This is a genomic window from Alicyclobacillus acidocaldarius subsp. acidocaldarius Tc-4-1, from assembly GCF_000219875.1.
GTDB classification, from domain to species: Bacteria; Bacillota; Bacilli; order Alicyclobacillales; family Alicyclobacillaceae; genus Alicyclobacillus; species Alicyclobacillus acidocaldarius_A.
Map to the genome: position 1 here is coordinate 303,301 of NC_017167.1, position 17,569 is coordinate 320,869.

Sequence of the window (17,569 nt, forward strand, 5' to 3'; positions counted from 1 at the left end):
AGAGGGGTGGAACCATTCCGTAAAATACATAAAGAACTATGGAGTGATAATTAAAGAGGCATAATAGTTTGGGGGCTCACCATGGACCTTCTTCAGTTGACGTACTTTCGCACCCTGGCGCGGTGGGAGCATGTGACGCGCGCAGCGATGGAACTTCGCATCGCCCAGCCCTCTCTCAGCAAGACCATCGCCCGCCTAGAGGCAGAGCTTGGGGTGCCGCTGTTTGACCGCACGGGCCGGAATTTGCGCTTGAACGCGTATGGGCGGGCGTTTTTGGCCCGGGTGGATCGGGCGCTGACGGAGATTGAGGAGGGAAAACGCGAGCTCAGGCAGATGGCGAAGGCGAACGAAGAGACGGTCATCCTCACGGTGTCGACCACGCGCTTGTTGCCGGGGCTCTTGCGCGCGTTTCTCCGCGAGCACCCGCGCGTGAGGATTCGCCAGTACACGGGAAGCGCGGAGGAGATGGCCATGCAGATCGTGCGCGGAGAGGCAGATTTTTGTATCGCGGGCGCCGAGATCAAGGGGGACGAGATCGCCTGGGAGCCGCTCATGGTGGAAGAGGTGTATCTGATTGTGCCGCCCGACCATCCCCTGTCGGGCCGCGGAGTGGTTCGCCTGGCCGAACTCCGCGACGAGCCGTTCATCTGCGTCAACAAGGGGCACGAATTCCGGGAGCTGACGGACGGCTTCTGCAGACGAGCGGGCTTCGAACCGAAGGTGCATTTTTCGGGGGATGAGGCCGACGTGATTGCCGATCTCGTCCGCCAGGGCCTGGGGGTTGCGTTCGTGCCGGCCCTGACGTGGTGGGAAAAGGAGGAGCATGAGACGCGACGGCTGCGGATTGAGGCGCCGCGATGCGAGCGCGTCATCGGCCTCGCGTGGTCGAGGAGGCATCACCTCACGCGCGCCGCCGAGGCGTTTCGCGAATTCGCCCGGCGGTATTTCGCTCAACTGGTGGGCCATGAGGGCGTCCGCGGCGTGGAGGGATGGACGCCGTCGCCAAACTGACCATGGAGCACGAAGGGGAACCAGAATGCGATTCGGGTTCCTCTTTTTTAACTATAAATGTAATTCTCCTCCCTTTATACTGTCGGTTAACTAGAAAGAACAGAATCGACAGACACAGGGAGGGTTCCGCATGCGAGCGCTCACACGGCTGTCCGTCGCCGCAGCCGCTTCAATGGCTTTTGCCGCGCCGGCGGCAGTTTATGCCGCACCGCTTCAGGAACGGGTGGTGGTGGCCTCGCCAGATCCGCGCACGCGCGGCGCTCAACCGCATGGGGCGCTGTCGCCTTCGCAACCGATGCATCTGGTGATCACGCTCCGGCTGCGACATGAGGATGAGCTCGAGCGCCTCATTCAAAACTTGTACACGCCGGGATCGCCGGACGCGGGGCGATTTTTGACGCCCGCCGAATTCGACGCGGCGTTCGCGCCGACCGAGGCGGATGTGCAAGCTGTGGTTCAGGGGCTGCGGGCCTACGGGCTCAGCGCGGCGCAGACGGCTGACCCGATGGTGCTCACGGTGGTCGGATCGGCGCGCGACGTGGAGCGGGCGTTTGGCGTGCGCGAGGTGACGTATGAGAAGGGCGCGGCTACGTGTTATGCGCCGGATGGGGCCGCCACGCTGCCCGCGCCGCTGGCTGCACGCGTGTCGGCCGTCGTGGGTCTGTCAAGTGCAACGGTGGAGCGCCACCTCGTGATGGCGCATGCCGCGCCGGTGGGCGGTGGCTACACGCCCACGCAGATTCAGCGCGCCTACGACTACACGCCCCTCTACAGCCACTACATGGGTCGCGGCCAGGTGATTGCGGTGGTGACCTCCGGCTCCGTCCAGCTATCGGATATCCAGGCGTTCGATCGCGCCTTCGGCCTGCCGAATCCCGTGGTGCGCCAGCGCGTGATCGACGGATCGTACACGTCACCCGACGACGAGACCACGCTCGACTGCGAATGGGCGCACGCCATTGCGCCGACCGCGTCGCTTGCCGTGTATGAAGCGGCGCAGCCGGACGCCCAGTCGTTCATCGACGCGTTCGCGCAGGTCGCCGCGGACGACGGCGCGCACGTGGTCACGACGAGTTGGGGCGCGCCCGAATCGGAGACGGATTCGTCCACGATGCAGGCGGAGCACCAGATCTTTATGCAAATGGCCGCGCAAGGACAGAGCGTGTTCGCGGCGGCGGGGGACAGCGGATCGTCCGATGGAACGAGCGGGACGGACGTCGACTATCCTTCGTCCGATCCGTACGTGACCGCGTGCGGCGGCACGCGGCTCGTGCTCGGGGCGGGCGGCCAACGCCTTCAGGAGACGGCCTGGTCCGACACAGGCGGCGGCGTGAGCTCGGTGTACGGCGAGCCCTGGTGGCAGTACGGGCCGGGCGTGCCGCAGACCGGCTATCGCCAGACGTGCGACGTCAGCCTGAACGCGGACCCGGCCACCGGATACGACTTTTACTACCAGGGCCAGTGGGAGATGGCGGGCGGCACGAGCTTCGTCGCGCCAATGATGGCGGCCACGTTTGCGCTCATCGATCAGGCCCGCGCACTCGAAGGTAAGGCGCCCGTTGGACTGGCGGACGTAGGCATCTACGCGATGGCGCGGAACACGTCGTACGCGCCGTACGCGTTCCACGACATTACAGCTGGATCAAATGGGGCGTACAGCGCGGGGCCTGGATGGGATCATCCGACGGGCTTCGGCTCTATCGACGCGTACTACTTCTTGCACGGGCTCGACTGAACCGGGGCCCGGTCTCGTACTTGCCGAGCGCCCGGCGTCTCTTATCCTCGGGCCATGAGGAGGATTTAATCTAGATTTGAAGCGGGTGTGATACACTCAAACGTTGTGCGTGGGGAGGCGATCGCATGAGCCATCATAAGCATTGGATTGTTGAATCCATCTGCCCGCGGTGCGAGAAGAAAAACATCGTCGAGGTGCCTGAAGGCGAGCTTGTGGTACGCGTGCACTGCCAGCACTGTGAGCACGGCTACGATTACAATCACATCGTCCGCGAGCACAAAGAGGTCGACGTGGACGACTGAGCGCTGCGCGCCGTGTCCCGGAAGGCTCCTCTCGGCAAAGACATGTCGGCCGCCCGGCTTGGGCGGCCTTTTCACGCCTCCGACGGTTCAACCGCCAATCGATAGCCCACGCCCGGTTCGGTCACGATCCGCCAGGGGCGGGACGGATCGTCCTCAAGTTTTTTGCGCAGGTGTCCGATGTACACGCGCAGGTAGTGGGCGGCGTTGTCGGGATCGACGTCGCCCCAGACCTGGCGCAGGAGTTGCCTGTGTGTCACGACCTTCCCCGCATGTTGAGCGAGGGCTTTCAGGAGATCGTACTCAATGGGCGTCAGCTTCACCGTTTCGCCGTTCAGTTCCACGCGCCGCTCCGCCAGGTGGATGGTGAGGCCCGCCGCCTCGATGATGGGTTCATCCTGCACGCGCACGGCGTGCCGGAGGGCCACCCGGATCCGCGCGAGCAGTTCGCCCATGCCGAACGGCTTCACCACGTAATCGTCCGCGCCAGCGTCGAGCGCTGCAATCTTGTCCTCCTCTGCATCGCGCACGGTCAGCATGATGACGGGCATGTTCGACCACTCGCGAAGCCGCCGCAACACCTCGATGCCTTCCATGTCCGGAAGGCCCCAGTCGATCACGGCGAGATCTGGCCGCTTCGTGCTCGCCACAACCAGCGCCTCTTCTCCGCTCGAAGCTTCCAGCACCTCGTATCCATGTCCTTTGAGCGCAATCTGCATGAGCTTCAAAATGGCGCGCTCGTCGTCCGCCACCAGAATCTTGGCACCGCTCACCGATTCTCCGCCTCCTTGGGATGCGGCCGGGCCGCGAGCCGGACGCGAAAGAGCGTGCCGGGGTGCATCCGCTCCACGTCAATCTGCCCGCCGTGCGCCTCGACGACCGCTCGCACAATGGCGAGGCCGAGGCCCGTTCCTGGGATCTTGTCCACACGCCGGCCGCGGTAGAACTTGTCGAACACGCGGTCTAACTCGTCATCTGAGATGCCCATCCCGTAGTCGCGGACCTCGAGCGCCGCCTCCGCCTCGCGTGCCGCGATGGTCACGTCAATGGGAGCGGCGGGCGGCGAGTACTTGGCGGCGTTGGAGAGGAGGTTCACCACCGCCTGCTGGAACAGCGTCTCGTCGACTTCCACGATGGGCGACGGGTGCGGCGTTCGAACGCGCACAGGGTGATCGGCGGTCAATTCCGCCACTTCGCGCAGCGCGCCGCGGACGACGTCGGCGAGATCGGTCGGCCGCTTGTTGAGCACGAGCATCCCGCCTTCAATGCGCGCCATGCCGATGAGATTCGTGACGAGCCGGTTCATGCGCAGGGCGCTGTTGCGGAGTGTCAGCACGAGTTCTCGCCGGTCCGCCGGATCGAGCGACGCGCCAGGGTCGAGCAGGGCGTCCGATGCGCCGAGCATGGCGGTGATGGGGGTGCGAAGCTCGTGCGAGATGGAGTTGAGGATGGCGGTCCGGACGCGCTCGGATTCTGCCGCGATGTCCGCGATGCGCGCCCGCTCCTCGGACGCGATTCGGCTGAGCGCGATGGCCACGAGATTCGCCACGGCTCGCAGAATGTCGAAGATCTCGCCGCGCGTCGCGAGCCGAAACTGCCCGGGCTCGCCGACGATGAAGGCACCGTACACCTCGTCCTGTGCGCGGATGGGCACATACAAAAACGCGGCCTGGCCGTGGGTTTTCGAGCCGAAACTGGCGAGATCGCCGTGGCGAAGGACCCAGTCGAGGACCTGCCGATCGATCACGGGGGCCGCCTCGTCGCCGGGGAGGGCGTGCAGGTCGTAGCCGCTTGAGCGCTTGAGCGCGATGTACGCGTGCGTGTGCAAAAGCTCTCGGACCTGTTCGAGCGCGGTCTCCACAACGCGCCGCTCATCCGCAGCGGCGGTCAGGGCCCGGCTCATGCGAAACAGCGTCTGCGCGATGCGCGCGCGCTGGCTCGCCTCCTCCGCCCTTCGCCGCATGCTGGAGGCAAGCCCCGCGGTCGTGATGGCCACGACGAGAAACACTGCGAACGACACGAGAAAGCGGAGATCGCTCACGGCGTAGCTGAAGATGGGCGGCACAAAGAAGAAATCGAACGACATGAGGCCAAGGCACGCCGCGAACACGCCGGGCCAAAGGCCGTACACGGCCGACGCGACCACCACCGGGATCAGGTACAGCATGGCGATATTGACGCGATCGTAGTGAAAGTCGAACAGAAACACGAGGCCCGTGAGGAGGGCGTCCATGCCGCAAACGGCAGCGTACGCCCAGAGGGCGCGGGGGCGAGGCAGAGAGGGCTCCCCTTGGCGCCCTTCCTGCCACCACGTGGGCCAACGGACGTTCAGAATCTGCCATTTCGGGGTAAATCGCACGCGGATCCACTCCGTTCGGCGCGCATGCCGCAACTCGTCTCTAGAGAAGGGTAGCGCGCGAGAGGGGCCTTGCCAACGATTTTTATGCATTTTTTACGCCGTCCGAGCGGAATCAACATCCGAAACCTCACGAGCCGCTGGATAGACTGCGGAGTGTCGGTTGGGAGGAGGGAGTCTCGTGGAGGACATCGCGTCCGTCGCACTGTTTTTGACCGTGTTCGCCATCTTGTACGTCATTCACCGATCCTTCGATCGCTCGTAGGAGGTCGTGACCATGTGGTTTTTGCTCATGCTCTCCATCGCGGTGATGGTCTATCTCGTGTACGTGATGTTCCATCCGGAAAAGTTCTGAAGTCCTCGCGCTCGCTTCGAGGGCGCAATGGGAAAGGGAGGAACTCCGTGTGACCGCATCCGGCATCTTCGCGATTTTTCTCGTGGTGCTCGCGCTCGTCGCGTGCGGGTGGCCGCTCGGCGGCTACATCTATCGAACCTTCGCGGGCGAACGCACGTGGACGGACGCCGTGGCGGTGCCCGTCGAGCGGGCCATCTACCGGCTCATCGGCGTCAATCCGGACGTGGAGATGGACTGGAAGGCGTACCTGCGCGCCATGATGGTGTCCAATCTCGTCATGGCGCTCTTCGCGTACGCCGTATTTCGCCTGCAGGCCGTGCTGCCGCTCAATCCGGCCCATATCCCCGCGATGCCGCCCTATTTGGCGTTCAACACGGCCGCCAGCTTCATCACGAACACCAACTGGCAGAACTACGCTGGCGAGCAGTCGCTGTCGTATCTCAGCCAGATGATCGGCATCACCTTCCTGCAATTCACATCCGCGGCGACCGGGCTTGCGGCGGCCATGGCCTTTCTGCGCGGTCTGAGCCGCCAGAAGACCGACGCGCTCGGCAACTTCTGGGTCGATCTCGTCAGGGTGCACACGCGCCTGCTTCTGCCCGTCGCGGCCATTCTCGCCTTCTTGCTGCTCGCACTCGGCGTCCCCGAGACGCTCTCCGGGCCCGCCGTGGTGCACACGCTTTCCGGGAGCATGCAGACCATCGCGCGCGGGCCGGTGGCCACGCTGGAAGCCATCAAGCAGCTCGGGACGAACGGCGGCGGATTTTTCAATGCCAATTCCGCGCACCCGTTCGAAGATCCGAACGCGTGGACGTGCATCCTCGAGATCATGGGCATGGGGCTCACTCCCACCGCCCTTGTGTTTACCGCGGGGTATTTCCTGCGCAGCCGCCGGTTGGCCATCGTGCTCTGCACGTTGCTCGGCGCCATTTTGCTCGCGGGGGCGTACCTCGTGTACACGTATGAAGCGGCAGGAAACCCCATCCTCGCGCACGCGCTCGGCCTGCACGGCCCGAATATGGAGGGCAAGGAAGTGCGCTTTGGCCTGCCGTTGACCAGCCTGTTCGTCGCCGCCACCACCGCCTACACGACCGGCGCTGTGAACGCGATGCACGACAGCCTGATGCCAATGAGCGGCATGGTCCCTCTTCTCTTCATGATGTTCAACCTGATCTTCGGCGGAAAAGGTGTGGGGCTACTCAACATCCTCATGTTCCTCATCATCGCCGTCTTCATCTCCGGGCTCATGGTTGGACGGACTCCAGAAATTTTCGGCAAGAAAATCGAGGCCCGTGAGATGAAACTCGCGACGGCGGCCATGCTCGTCCACCCGTTTGTCATCCTCGTCCCGACGGCCATCGCCATGGCGCTGCCGAGCGCCCGGGCCTCCATGGGCAACCCTGGGCTGCACGGGTTCACCGAGGTCCTGTACGCGTTCACGTCGGCCGCGGCCAACAACGGCTCGGCCTTCGCGGGGCTGAACGGAAACACGCCCTTTTACAACATCTCCATCGGGCTCGTGATGCTGTTCGGCCGGTACGTGTCCATCATCGCCATGCTCGCCATCGCGGGTTCGCTCGCCGGAAAGGCACGCATCCCCGAGACGTCCGGCACGCTCAAGGTGGACACGTTCGCGTTCGGCTACGTGTTTGTGGCCGTGTTCGTCATCGTCGGCGCCTTGACGTTCTTCCCGTATCTCGCCCTTGGGCCCATTGGCGAACAGCTGCAGCTCGGCTGAAAGGAGAGCAGGTGTGTATGGCTCGAAAAGGTTCGTTCGATCGCGCCCTCGTCCTGCGCGCGTGTGTCGATTCGTTCGTCAAGCTCGATCCGCGCGTCCTGGTGCGCAATCCCGTGATGTTCGTCGTCGAGATCGGCATGCTGGTCACGCTCGCGCTAACTTTGGACCCCAACTTGTTTGGCTCCGCAGCGCGTTCTGGAAGTGCGGCCGGGGCGCGGGGATATGATCTGGCCGTCACCCTGATTCTGTTCATCACACTTCTCTTCGGCAATTTTGCCGAGGCGCTCGCGGAGGGGCGCGGCAAGGTGCAGGCGGAGTCGCTGCGCAGGACGAAGACGGAACTGATGGCGAACGTCCTGCGCGACGGGCGCTACGAGCGCGTTCCAGCGTCCGATCTGCGCAAAGGCGACGTCGTCAAGGTGGTAGCCGGCGAACTCATCCCCGCGGACGGCGAAGTCGTAGAGGGCATCGGCAGCGTGGACGAGTCGGCCATCACCGGCGAATCTGCGCCGGTCATCCGCGGCGCGGGCGGGGATTTCAGCTCCGTCACCGGCGGGACGAAGCTGTTGTCGGATGAGCTTGTCATCCGCGTCACCGCCAATCCCGGCGAGACATTCCTCGACCGGATGATCGCGCTCGTGGAAGGCGCGTCGCGGCAGAAGACGCCAAACGAACTTGCGCTGTCCGTGCTGCTCGCGGGGCTCACGCTCATCTTTCTCATCGTCATCGACTGCCTGCCGCCCATCGCCAAGGGGCTCGGTGCCCACATCGATGTCGCGACGCTCGTGGCGCTTCTCGTCTGCCTGATTCCCACGACCATTGGCGCGCTCCTGTCCGCCATCGGCATCGCGGGCATGGACAGGGTCATACGCTTCAACGTCATCGCCAAATCCGGCAAGGCCGTGGAGGCCGCTGGCGACGTGGATACGCTCATCCTCGACAAAACCGGCACCATCACCATCGGCAACCGGCTCGCGTCCGCGTTTCTCCCGGTGCAGGGCGTCGACGAGCGCGCGCTCGCCGAGAAAGCCGCGTTGTGCTCTCTGTTTGACGAAACGCCCGAAGGCCGTTCCGTCGTCGATCTCGCCAAGCAGCTCGGGCTCACCTTCCGCCGTGAGGACTACGCGGATGCCCGCAACGTCGAGTTTTCAGCGGATACGCGCATGTCCGGCCTTGACCTTCCGGACGGCACGCGTCTTCGCAAAGGCGCCGCCGACGCCATCAAGCGGTACGTCGTGGAACAGGGCGGAGATCTTCCGAGCGATCTCGACGAGGTGGTGGAGCGCGTCGCTAAGGAGGGCGGCACGCCGCTCGTGGTGGCCGAAAACCAGCGCGTCTACGGCGTCATCTACCTCAAGGACATCGTCAAGCCGGGCATCCGCGAGCGGTTTGAGGAACTGCGCAAGATGGGCATCCGGACCATCATGTGCACCGGCGACAACCCGCTCACGGCGGCCACGATTGCCCGGGAGGCAGGCGTTGACGAGTTCGTGGCTGAGGCGAAGCCCGAAGACAAGATGCGCTTGATTCGGCGCGAGCAGGAACAGGGGCGGCTCGTCGCCATGTCCGGCGACGGCACGAACGACGCGCCGGCGCTCGCCCAGGCGGATGTGGGGCTCGCCATGCAGAGCGGCACACAGGCGGCCAAGGAAGCCGCAAACATGGTCGATCTCGACTCGGATCCGACGAAACTCATTGAGGTCGTGGCGATTGGCAAGCAACTCCTCATCACGCGCGGCGCCATCACGACGTTTTCCATTGCGAACGACGTCGCGAAATACTTCGCCATCATCCCGGCGATGTTCACGAGCTTTCTGCCCGCCCTTGGCGCCTTGAACGTGATGCACCTGACGAGCCCGCGGAGCGCCATCCTGTCCGCGCTGATCTTTAACGCCATCATCATCCCGCTGCTCATCCCGCTTGCCATGCGCGGCGTGAAATACCGCCCAACGACCGCGATGCAGCTTTTGATGCGCAATCTGCTGTTGTACGGCGTCGGCGGCGTGATCGCGCCGTTTGTCGGGATCAAAATCATTGACGTCATTCTGCATGCGCTCGGCGCGGTGTGAAGGGGGAAGCGACTGTGATCAACGTGTGGAGAAGCCTTCGGTTCACCCTGGTCTTCGCCGTGCTTTTGGGCATCGTGTACCCGCTCTTCTTCGTGGCCTTGGGGCGAGTGGTGTTCCCGTGGCAGGCCCAGGGAAGCCTCGTCGCGGTCAACGGCCGCACCGTGGGGTCTGAGCTCATCGCGCAACCGTTTCCGCAGCCCATGTGGTTTGAGCCGCGCCCTTCGGCCGTGAACTACAACGCGGATGGATCGGGTGGATCGAATCTTGGGCCCACGAACCCGGCGCTCGTGCAGGAGGTCCGGCAAAACCTGCACGCTGTGCTCCGGCAAAACCTAGGGCTTCAGGTGGATGAGGTTCCTACGAGCATGGTGGAGTCGTCGGGATCGGGGCTGGATCCCGATATCGACTTGCAGGACGCGTATGATCAAATTCCGCGCATCAGCAAAGCCACGGGGCTCTCTGAAGCGTGGCTTCGCTCGCTCGTGCAGCGCGACGCCGAATTCCCGGTGCTCGGCCTGTACGGCGAGCCGATGGTCAACGTCATACAGCTCAATCTCGCCATCTGGGAGAAGCTCCACCCGAGCGCGCGGGTGGCGAGGACGACGTGACGGGGGGCGAGATCACTCGGCCCGCGGGTGATTCGGGGCGCCGAGGGCGTCTGCGGGTGTTCATCGGTGCCGCGCCCGGCGTGGGCAAGACCTACACCATGTTGCGCGAGGCGCGCCGACTGCGGGACGAGGGAACGGACGTGGTCATTGGCTGGGTCGAGACGCACGGCCGTCCCGCGACGGAGAGGATGCTTGAAGGCCTCGAAGTGGTTCCTCCGCGGGTGCTGAAGGTGGGGCAGGCCGCGTTCGAGGAGCCGGATCTCGACGCGATTGTCGCTCGGCGGCCGGAGGTGTGCGTGATCGACGAACTGGCGCACACGAACCCACCTGGCGCGATGCACGAAAAGCGATACGAAGACGTGATGTTCCTCCTCGAGCGCGGCATCTCGGTCATGACAGCGTTCAACATTCAACATCTAGAGTCCGTTCGCGACGAGGTTCAGCAACAATTAGGCATCCGCGTGCGGGAGGTCGTGCCCGATTGGTTGCTGCGCGAGGCGGACGAGGTCACGGTCATCGACGTGACGCCTGAGACGCTCAGGCAGCGGCTGCGAGATGGGGAGATTTATCCGCCCGAGAAGGTGGATGCGGCGCTGCAGAACTTCTTTCGCGTGGATCGACTCGCGTGGCTTCGACAGATGTCGCTTCGGGCCGTGGCGGACGACGTCGACGAGCGCTTGGAACATTCCTATGAGCGGCGCGCCATCCCTGGGCCCGTCGGCGCGAAGGAAGTGGTGCTCGTCTGCGTCAGCCATCCCGAACGCGCTGCGACGCTCATCGAGCGCGGGCGGCGCATGGCGATGCGTATGAAGGGCGATTTTCATGTCGTCTTCGCGGCCGAGACGGATGAGGACCGCATGACGGAACGCGCGCGCGCTGATGTCGAGGCGCTCCGCAGGTTGGCCGAGTTTCACGGCGCGGAGTGGGTGCTTGAGCCCAAGCGGGATCGGCCCGTCGGCGAGGTCATCCTCCGGGTGGCGAAGCGAATCAACGCGACGCAGGTCGTCCTGGGCCAACCGCGGAAAGGCGCGTCTCCGCGCCGCCTCATGGCCTGGCATCATCCTGTGCATTATCTGCTCAAACACCTGCAATACGTCGATCTGCGCGTGGTGGGCTGGCGCCCCTTGTCGCCGGAGGCAAGGGAACAGCGCAATTGGGCGAGCGAGCGCGTGGTGCGAGAGCGGAAACTTCCTGGGAAGCTCACGCTTTACATCGGTGCGGCGCCGGGTGTCGGCAAGACGTACCGCATGCTGCAGGACGCGCACGACTGGAAGGAACGCGGGATCGATGTCGTCATTGGCCTCATTGAAACGCACGGCCGTCCGGAGACGGAGGCGCAAATAGGCGACCTTGAGCGGATTCCGAAGCGGCGGATCGAGTACGGCGGCAAGGTGTACGAGGAGCCGGACCTCGCGGCCATCATCGCCCGGTGCCCGCAGGTCGTCCTGATGGACGAACTCGCCCACACGAACGCGCCCGGCAGTATGTTCAAGAAGCGGTACCAGGACATTCTGTATCTCCTGGAGCATGGCATTGACGTGGTGTCCGCCGTGAACGTGCAACACCTCGAGAGCCTGAAGGATCGCGTCGAGCACATCACGGGTGCCACCATCCGCGAGCGCGTGCCGGACTGGTTCATTAAGCTCGCAAGCGAGGTGAAGCTCATCGACGTGAGCCCGGAGACGCTCGTGGAGCGGCTCTTGGAAGGCAAGATCTACCCGCCTGAAAAGGTGGAGCAGGCGCTGAGCCACTTCTTTCAGCTAGCGCATTTGGCCGCGCTGCGCGAGATTGCGCTCCGCGAAGTGGCCGACGTCGTGGACGGCCGCTTGGCGCCACCGCCCCCCGCTGATCCGGAGCGGATCCTGGTCTGTGTCAACTATCGCCCTCACTCCGAAGCGCTCATTCGGCGCGGATGGCGCATTGCGGACCGCCTGCAGGCGAAACTGTATGTGCTCGTCGTTCAGACCGAGTTCCCTTTATCGAGCCAGAGCGAGCGCGATTTTGCGGCCGTGCGCGATCTCGCCGAGCAGTTCGGCGCGGAGTTTCTCCTCCGGCCCGCTCTGCACAAGTCGGTCGGGGAGGTCATCGTCGAGACGGCCGAGAGCGAGTCGGTTTCCCAAATTGTGATGGGACAGCCCTTGAACCGAGGTCTCGGCGCAAAATTCGCCCACCGCCCCATCACCTATGTGCTGAACCGCGCGGAATTCGTGGATCTCCACATCGTCGCGTACGCCGGCCGTTGGTCCCAGCCCTCCGCGTGAAGACAGGGCCTGTCGTCCGGGACCAGCGGGACCAGCCGGGCGGCAAAGCGAACGTCCGCGCGGAGGACGGGATATTCGCGCGGTGGAGGTCTTAGCCGTGAAGCTTCGCGAGCGGCACAAAGTCGTAGCCCATCGCCACCGCCACCTCGAGCACGTACGGGAGCGACTCGGGCGTGCCCTTCGCAAACGTCCCCGCGTGCATCAGGATGATGGCGCCCGGCTTGAGCTTCGGCAGCACGTTGGCTGCGACGGCCGGGCCGGGAATGCCCGACCAGTCGAGCGAGTCCACGTCCCAGAGGACCACCTCCTCGTGAAGCGAGGCCGCGATGCGGCGGACGCGATCGTCGATGTCGCCGTACGGCGGGCGAAAGTAGCGAATGGGCACCTGCACCACCTTCTCGATGGCCGCCTGGCATTCGCGCAATTCCCGTTCGATCTCGGCGTCTGTCAACTTCGTGAGATGGGGATGCGTCATGGTGTGGTTGCCGAGCTCATGCCCCGCGTCATGGATGGCTTTGAGGACGTCGGGAAACCGTTCCACCTGTTCGCCGATGCAGAAAAAGGTCGCGGGGACGCCGTAGTCCCGGAGCGTGGACAGGATCTTGGGCGTCATATCCCCGTCCGGGCCGTCGTCGAAGGTGATGGCGAGGTGACGCGGGGGCGGTGCGGTTTCGGGCGTTTGGTGCTGCAACCGGAGGTCCTCCTTCACGTGCGTTTTTTGAACTTTCCAGAAAGGATTATACTAGCTGCGCGGGCGCCTGTTGATGGCATGAAGCTGAAATTTGAAAGGTGGGGTGGCACGTGCAGACGAAAGCGTTGGGTACCCAGGGCCTCAGGGTTTCCGCGCTGGGGCTCGGTTGCATGGGCATGTCGGACTTCTACAGCGGCCGGGACGAGGCGGAGGCCATCCGGACCCTGGAGCGCGCCGTGGAACTCGGCATCACCTTCTTCGACACGGCCGACATGTACGGCGTCGGGGAGAACGAGAAGCTCGTCGGGCGCGTGCTCAGGCCGTATCGGGATGGCGTCGTGATCGCCACGAAGTTCGGAAACGTGCGCGCGCCGGACGGGACGTTCCTCGGCATCAATGGCAGGCCCGAATACGTGAAACAGGCCTGCGACGCGAGCCTGAAGCGGCTTGGCGTCGACTACATCGATCTGTACTATCAGCACCGCGTCGATCCGAACGTGCCCATCGAGGAGACGGTGGGGGCCATGGCGGAGCTGGTGCAAGCGGGGAAGGTACGGTTTCTCGGCCTGTCCGAGGCCGGGGCGCAGACCATCCGCCGCGCGCACAAGGTCCATCCCATCACCGCGCTCCAGACCGAGTACTCGCTTTGGAGCCGGGATGTGGAGGACGAGATCCTGCCGACGGTGCGGGAGCTTGGCATCGGCTTCGTGGCGTACAGTCCGCTCGGCCGCGGCTTCTTGACAGGCGTCATCCGCCGGTTTGAGGATCTGCCGGAGGACGACTACCGCCGTCAGTCGCCGCGCTTTCAGGGCGAAAACTTCAAGCGGAATCTCGATCTCGTCGAGAAAATCGAGCGCCTGGCGCGCGAAAAGGGGTGCACGCCAGCGCAGCTCGCCCTGGCCTGGGTGATGGCGCAGGGCGAAGACATCGTGCCCATCCCAGGCACGAAGCGCGTGAAGTACTTGGAGGAGAACCTTGGCGCGCTTGAGGTGCAGCTCACGGCGGAAGAGCTGCGCGAGATCGACGCCATCGCGCCGAAAGGCGTCGCCGCAGGTGAGCGGTATCCAGAGGCCAGCATGAGGTCCATCGGGATCCCGACTTCGACACTTGGTAGTCATACAAAGTCCCACGAACCCATGGCCGACGCGGGTTCGTGGGACCTGTGGATAACTCGCGTAGTGTCTACAGCCCTCTTGCTCGAGGTTCTACCTTCAGGATCCTCGGTGGTTCCTTGATCCTCAAGGCTCGCAGGGATCGTCCCGCTGCGCCTCTGTCGTCTCTGTCCGCTGCACGACAATCCCTTCCAGCGTGCTCTTCGTCACCCGGTGCATCGCTTGCATGTGAGAGCGGATGTCTGACCATGTCCGCCCAGTTTGGACCTCCGCGATGCGCACCAACAACAAGGCCAGCCAGCAAAGCAGCACATGCGACCGAATGCGCTCGTCCTTCCGGTGATACGTGGGACGGATGTCCAACGTCGTCTTCAGGGTACGAAACGCTGACTCCACCATCAAAAGCTGCTTGTATCCCAGCGCCACATCGTCCACGGACAGCGTGTCATCTGAGGTGCGGATCAGGTACTTCCCGTCCAGATGAGCCGCTTGCCGCACAGCCTCCGGGTCAATCCGCAGGTTTCCCCATCGGTCCTGTTTCAGATAGCGCTTGAACGTTGGATGGCTCGCAAGCCGACAGTGGGCCTTCGTGTGCGCTTCGCCCTGAAGCTCTTTGAGGCGTTCCAACTCCATCCGAAGCTCGCGCAACATCGCCTCTCGGCGCGCCGCATCGCGTTTGGCTTCCTCGGGATTGAACGCCAACACGTAACGGACCCGGGCCTCTCCGTCTCCCACCACGACCTCCTTCACTTTCAAGTTGGGGCGAACCTCACGAAAACGTCCAGGGTGCGCCAACGCCGCTTCCACCGCTGGTTTCCCGGAGGTCATCTTCTCCCCAGCGATGTAGTGACCCCCGGCGCGTTGCAGGATCCGCAAATTGCTCTCTGAGACGAAACCTCGATCCACGACCGTGATCACGCGACCAAGCCGCCAACCGATGAGGTCCTGTTTGACCTCCTCGACCACGCTCATGTCCGCTGTGTTGCCAGGCCACGTCCAGCAGCGCACGGGGATGCCCTCCCGCGTCACCGCAAGCCCGATCACCACCTGAGGCAAATCGGGCCGATGGTCTTTGGAATACCCCTTGCGTCGCAGGCCGTCGTCAGACTCGTCCTCCGTCTCGAAGTACGTGGAGGTCGTGTCAAAGAACAGAAGGTCCACGTCCAGGTTCAAGAGATCACTCACTCGCCGGAAGACCTCGTACTGCAGGTCTTCCGCCACATCCAGGAGAAAGTCCATAGCCCGATATGCCTGCCACACGTCCAACTCGGTCATCCCAGGGAGAGCCACTTCACGGTCGACCCATTCTTCCATGGCCAGCTTGCTGCTTGGCGCCAACGCGCGATTGGCGACCATGGCGAAGATGACACGCTCGACAGCCGCCTTAAACTTCCGGTCGGCAAGCCGCTCTCGCAGGACCTCATCCAATCCAAGCTGTCGCCACAGCTCGTCTAGCAGATACGCCCCTCCCATGGGACGGCTGTCCAGCAGCGTGGTTTGGATGCCCTCCGACTGACCACGTCCGGCGGTAAACTCGTCGCCAACGAAGCGATGGATGCTCTGGGCAAGGCGCCGGAGGGCCTCGAGGTCGATTTCGTCTTCGCGGCCGAAGGTGTAGAGGACCTTGGCCTTGGGCTGGCCGGTGTTGGGATCGCGATAGTTATGGGCCAACTGCACGTAACCGGTGACAGAACCGTTCTTGTTTTTTCGGCGAATGACTCGGATATACATGCCCACATGATACGGCATGTACTACGAACTTGTAAACGACAAAATAAAGTTATCCACAACAAAACGCATGCCTACAAAAATACAAATGAAAACACGGCGGATGCCTGTGGATAAGTCCGACAAGCCGCGCCGCAATAGGATCCCACATCCATCCATAGGTCTACGTGCTATGTCCAACTGTCGAAGTCGGGGGGATCTGAGGGCGAGATCGCCAGGGAGAAGTGGGACCGAGCGGCACAACCCCGCTCGGTCACCTGATGGCATCGCGCAGGCGGGACGGCGCCACCATGGCCACGCCGAGGATACCGATGGCAAGAAGGACGCACGCTGCAGCACAGACTCCACCGAAGTGAAATCGATCCCACGCGCTCGCCCCCACGAACGATCCCAAAGCGCCTCCGAGAAAATAGGTCACCATGTACACCGAATTGACGCGGCTGCGCGCTTCGTCCGACAGGCTGTAGATGCGCGCCTGGTTCGATACCTGCGTCGCCTGAACGCCAAGGTCCATGAGGACGACGCCGAGTGCCAGACCTGCGAGGCTGTGCCGAAAGGTCCAAAAGAGCCCGAACGAGGCGAGGGTCAGGCACGAGGCGAGTCGCGCCGTCCAGATGGCCGGAAGCCGCGAGGCCACGTGCCCCGCATATGGCGCGGCAAGGGCACCCGCGACGCCCGCGAGGCCAAACAGGCCCGTTACGCCTGGACCAAGATGGAAGGGGGGACCAGCAAGATACAGCGAGAGCACGGTCCAAAACGCGCTGAATGCCCCAAACGACATCGCGCCGAGCAGTGAGGCGTCGCGCAGGTCTGGATAGGCACGGATGAGGTGTAAAAGCGATAGAAGCAGCCGCCCGTACGGCGTGCGCGATTCGGGCGGCGACAAAGGCAGACTCGCGCGAAGCAGGGCCGCGAGGCCCATCATGGCGGCGGCCGCCAGGACATACACGGCGCGCCATCCGAGCGCCTGGCCCACCAGACCTGCCAGTGTGCGCGCGAGCAGCACGCCGATGAGCAGGCCGCTCATGACCGTGCCGACCGTTCGCCCGCGTTCTTCCGGAGGCGCGAGATGAGCCGCGAAGGGGACCACGAGCTGAGGAACGATGGTCGCCGCCCCCACCACCAGGCAGGAGCTCACGAGCCACCACACGTTGAGCGAGGCTGCCAAAATGAGGAGCACTCCCGCCGTCACGATGCACATCCGCACAATCAGGCTTCGCCGCTCGAGGCTGTCTCCAAGGGGCACGAACAAAAACAGCCCTAGCGCATAGCCGATTTGGGTCAGCGTGGCCGCCAGACCCACCTGCCAGGATGCCGCGTGGAAGCCAACCTGGATTTCGTGCAGAAGGGGCTGAAGGTAGTATAGGTTGGCCACGCCGACGCCCGCGGCCACAGCCATGAAGAGAACGAGCCGCCGCGATAGTGGCGGAGCTGGTGAAGGCCCGTTTTCGGGAACCGTTGCCATGTGCCACACCTCCCATTGCTTCGCCATGTCGATCATAGACGGTGTGGCATCCAACTCCAAATGGCCATGGCGATGGGCGTCCGCCCAGCCCACCTGCGGGCAGGGGGCATAGGCTGATGTCGAGATCGCCATCCATGAGGA

At 63.8% G+C, this 17,569-nt stretch carries 13 protein-coding genes and 1 pseudogene; 9 read left to right on the top strand and 5 right to left on the bottom strand.

The annotated features are described in order from the left end of the window. Positions 1–81 precede the first annotated feature (81 nt). From TC41_RS01435 to TC41_RS16510, 3 genes are all read left to right on the top strand, one after another. Positions 82–1,011: a LysR family transcriptional regulator gene (locus tag TC41_RS01435; protein WP_014463203.1), complete on the top strand. Its 930-nt coding sequence runs from the start codon at positions 82–84 to the stop codon at positions 1,009–1,011. Between the two features lie 130 nt (positions 1,012–1,141). Continuing rightward, positions 1,142–2,746, top strand: a complete 1,605-nt coding sequence (locus TC41_RS01440) for a S53 family peptidase (RefSeq protein WP_014463204.1) — start codon at positions 1,142–1,144, stop codon at positions 2,744–2,746. A gap of 125 nt (positions 2,747–2,871) precedes the next feature. Then, positions 2,872–3,048: a hypothetical protein gene (locus TC41_RS16510; RefSeq protein WP_014463205.1), complete on the top strand. Its 177-nt coding sequence runs from the start codon at positions 2,872–2,874 to the stop codon at positions 3,046–3,048. Between the two features lie 71 nt (positions 3,049–3,119). Here the strand turns inward: TC41_RS16510 and TC41_RS01445 are convergent, their stop codons facing one another. Both TC41_RS01445 and TC41_RS01450 read right to left on the bottom strand, forming a co-directional pair. Beyond that, complete coding sequence (locus TC41_RS01445; RefSeq protein WP_014463206.1) at positions 3,120–3,818, bottom strand: response regulator; 699 nt, start codon at positions 3,816–3,818, stop codon at positions 3,120–3,122. Further along, positions 3,815–5,404: a DUF4118 domain-containing protein gene (locus TC41_RS01450; RefSeq protein ID WP_237699999.1), complete on the bottom strand. Its 1,590-nt coding sequence runs from the start codon at positions 5,402–5,404 to the stop codon at positions 3,815–3,817. Before TC41_RS01450 ends, TC41_RS01445 begins: the two co-directional genes overlap by 4 nt. A gap of 274 nt (positions 5,405–5,678) precedes the next feature. Between TC41_RS01450 and kdpF the strand changes: the two genes are divergently transcribed. The 5 genes from kdpF to TC41_RS01470 are packed head-to-tail and all read left to right on the top strand — an operon-like array spanning position 5,679 to position 12,432. Then, positions 5,679–5,756: a K(+)-transporting ATPase subunit F gene (gene kdpF / locus TC41_RS17185; protein ID WP_148260233.1), complete on the top strand. Its 78-nt coding sequence runs from the start codon at positions 5,679–5,681 to the stop codon at positions 5,754–5,756. Positions 5,757–5,805: 49 nt separating this feature from the next. Further along, positions 5,806–7,494 (top strand): potassium-transporting ATPase subunit KdpA, encoded by a 1,689-nt coding sequence (gene kdpA / locus TC41_RS01455; RefSeq protein WP_014463208.1) that lies wholly within the window; start codon positions 5,806–5,808, stop codon positions 7,492–7,494. Positions 7,495–7,511: 17 nt separating this feature from the next. Next, a complete protein-coding gene (gene kdpB, locus TC41_RS01460; RefSeq protein ID WP_014463209.1) occupies positions 7,512–9,563 on the top strand; it encodes a potassium-transporting ATPase subunit KdpB in 2,052 nt (683 codons plus the stop codon). 14 nt (positions 9,564–9,577) lie between these two features. After that, positions 9,578–10,171 carry a potassium-transporting ATPase subunit KdpC gene (gene kdpC / locus TC41_RS01465; RefSeq protein WP_041694870.1) on the top strand — a complete coding sequence of 198 codons (594 nt, stop codon included), beginning with the start codon at positions 9,578–9,580 and terminating at the stop codon, positions 10,169–10,171. Next, entirely contained in the window at positions 10,168–12,432 is a 2,265-nt protein-coding gene (locus tag TC41_RS01470; protein WP_041694871.1) for a universal stress protein, read from the top strand. Before kdpC ends, TC41_RS01470 begins: the two co-directional genes overlap by 4 nt. A 91-nt stretch (positions 12,433–12,523) precedes the next feature. On the opposite strand, the gene TC41_RS01475 is transcribed toward TC41_RS01470, so the two are convergent. Further along, positions 12,524–13,123 (bottom strand): polysaccharide deacetylase family protein, encoded by a 600-nt coding sequence (locus tag TC41_RS01475; protein WP_041694872.1) that lies wholly within the window; start codon positions 13,121–13,123, stop codon positions 12,524–12,526. A gap of 110 nt (positions 13,124–13,233) precedes the next feature. On the opposite strand from TC41_RS01475, the gene TC41_RS01480 reads away from it, so the two are divergent. Then, positions 13,234–14,358, top strand: a complete 1,125-nt coding sequence (locus TC41_RS01480; protein ID WP_237700000.1) for an aldo/keto reductase — start codon at positions 13,234–13,236, stop codon at positions 14,356–14,358. On the opposite strand, the pseudogene TC41_RS01485 reads toward TC41_RS01480, so the two are convergent. Both TC41_RS01485 and TC41_RS01490 read right to left on the bottom strand, forming a co-directional pair. Then, positions 14,306–15,966, bottom strand: a pseudogene (locus TC41_RS01485) (IS1634 family transposase). The gene TC41_RS01480 and the pseudogene TC41_RS01485 overlap by 53 nt on opposite strands. A 250-nt stretch (positions 15,967–16,216) precedes the next feature. After that, positions 16,217–17,428 carry an MFS transporter gene (locus TC41_RS01490; RefSeq protein WP_041695628.1) on the bottom strand — a complete coding sequence of 404 codons (1,212 nt, stop codon included), beginning with the start codon at positions 17,426–17,428 and terminating at the stop codon, positions 16,217–16,219. Positions 17,429–17,569: the final 141 nt, after the last annotated feature.

Coding starts and splice junctions, on each gene's coding strand:
- TC41_RS01435 (WP_014463203.1), top strand. CDS start 82: ATGGACCTTCTTCAGTTGACGTACTTTCGCACCCTGGCGCGGTGGGAG.
- TC41_RS16510 (WP_014463205.1), top strand. CDS start 2,872: ATGAGCCATCATAAGCATTGGATTGTTGAATCCATCTGCCCGCGGTGC.
- TC41_RS01490 (WP_041695628.1), bottom strand. CDS start 17,428: ATGGCAACGGTTCCCGAAAACGGGCCTTCACCAGCTCCGCCACTATCG.
- TC41_RS01440 (WP_014463204.1), top strand. CDS start 1,142: ATGCGAGCGCTCACACGGCTGTCCGTCGCCGCAGCCGCTTCAATGGCT.
- kdpF (WP_148260233.1), top strand. CDS start 5,679: ATGTGGTTTTTGCTCATGCTCTCCATCGCGGTGATGGTCTATCTCGTG.
- kdpB (WP_014463209.1), top strand. CDS start 7,512: ATGGCTCGAAAAGGTTCGTTCGATCGCGCCCTCGTCCTGCGCGCGTGT.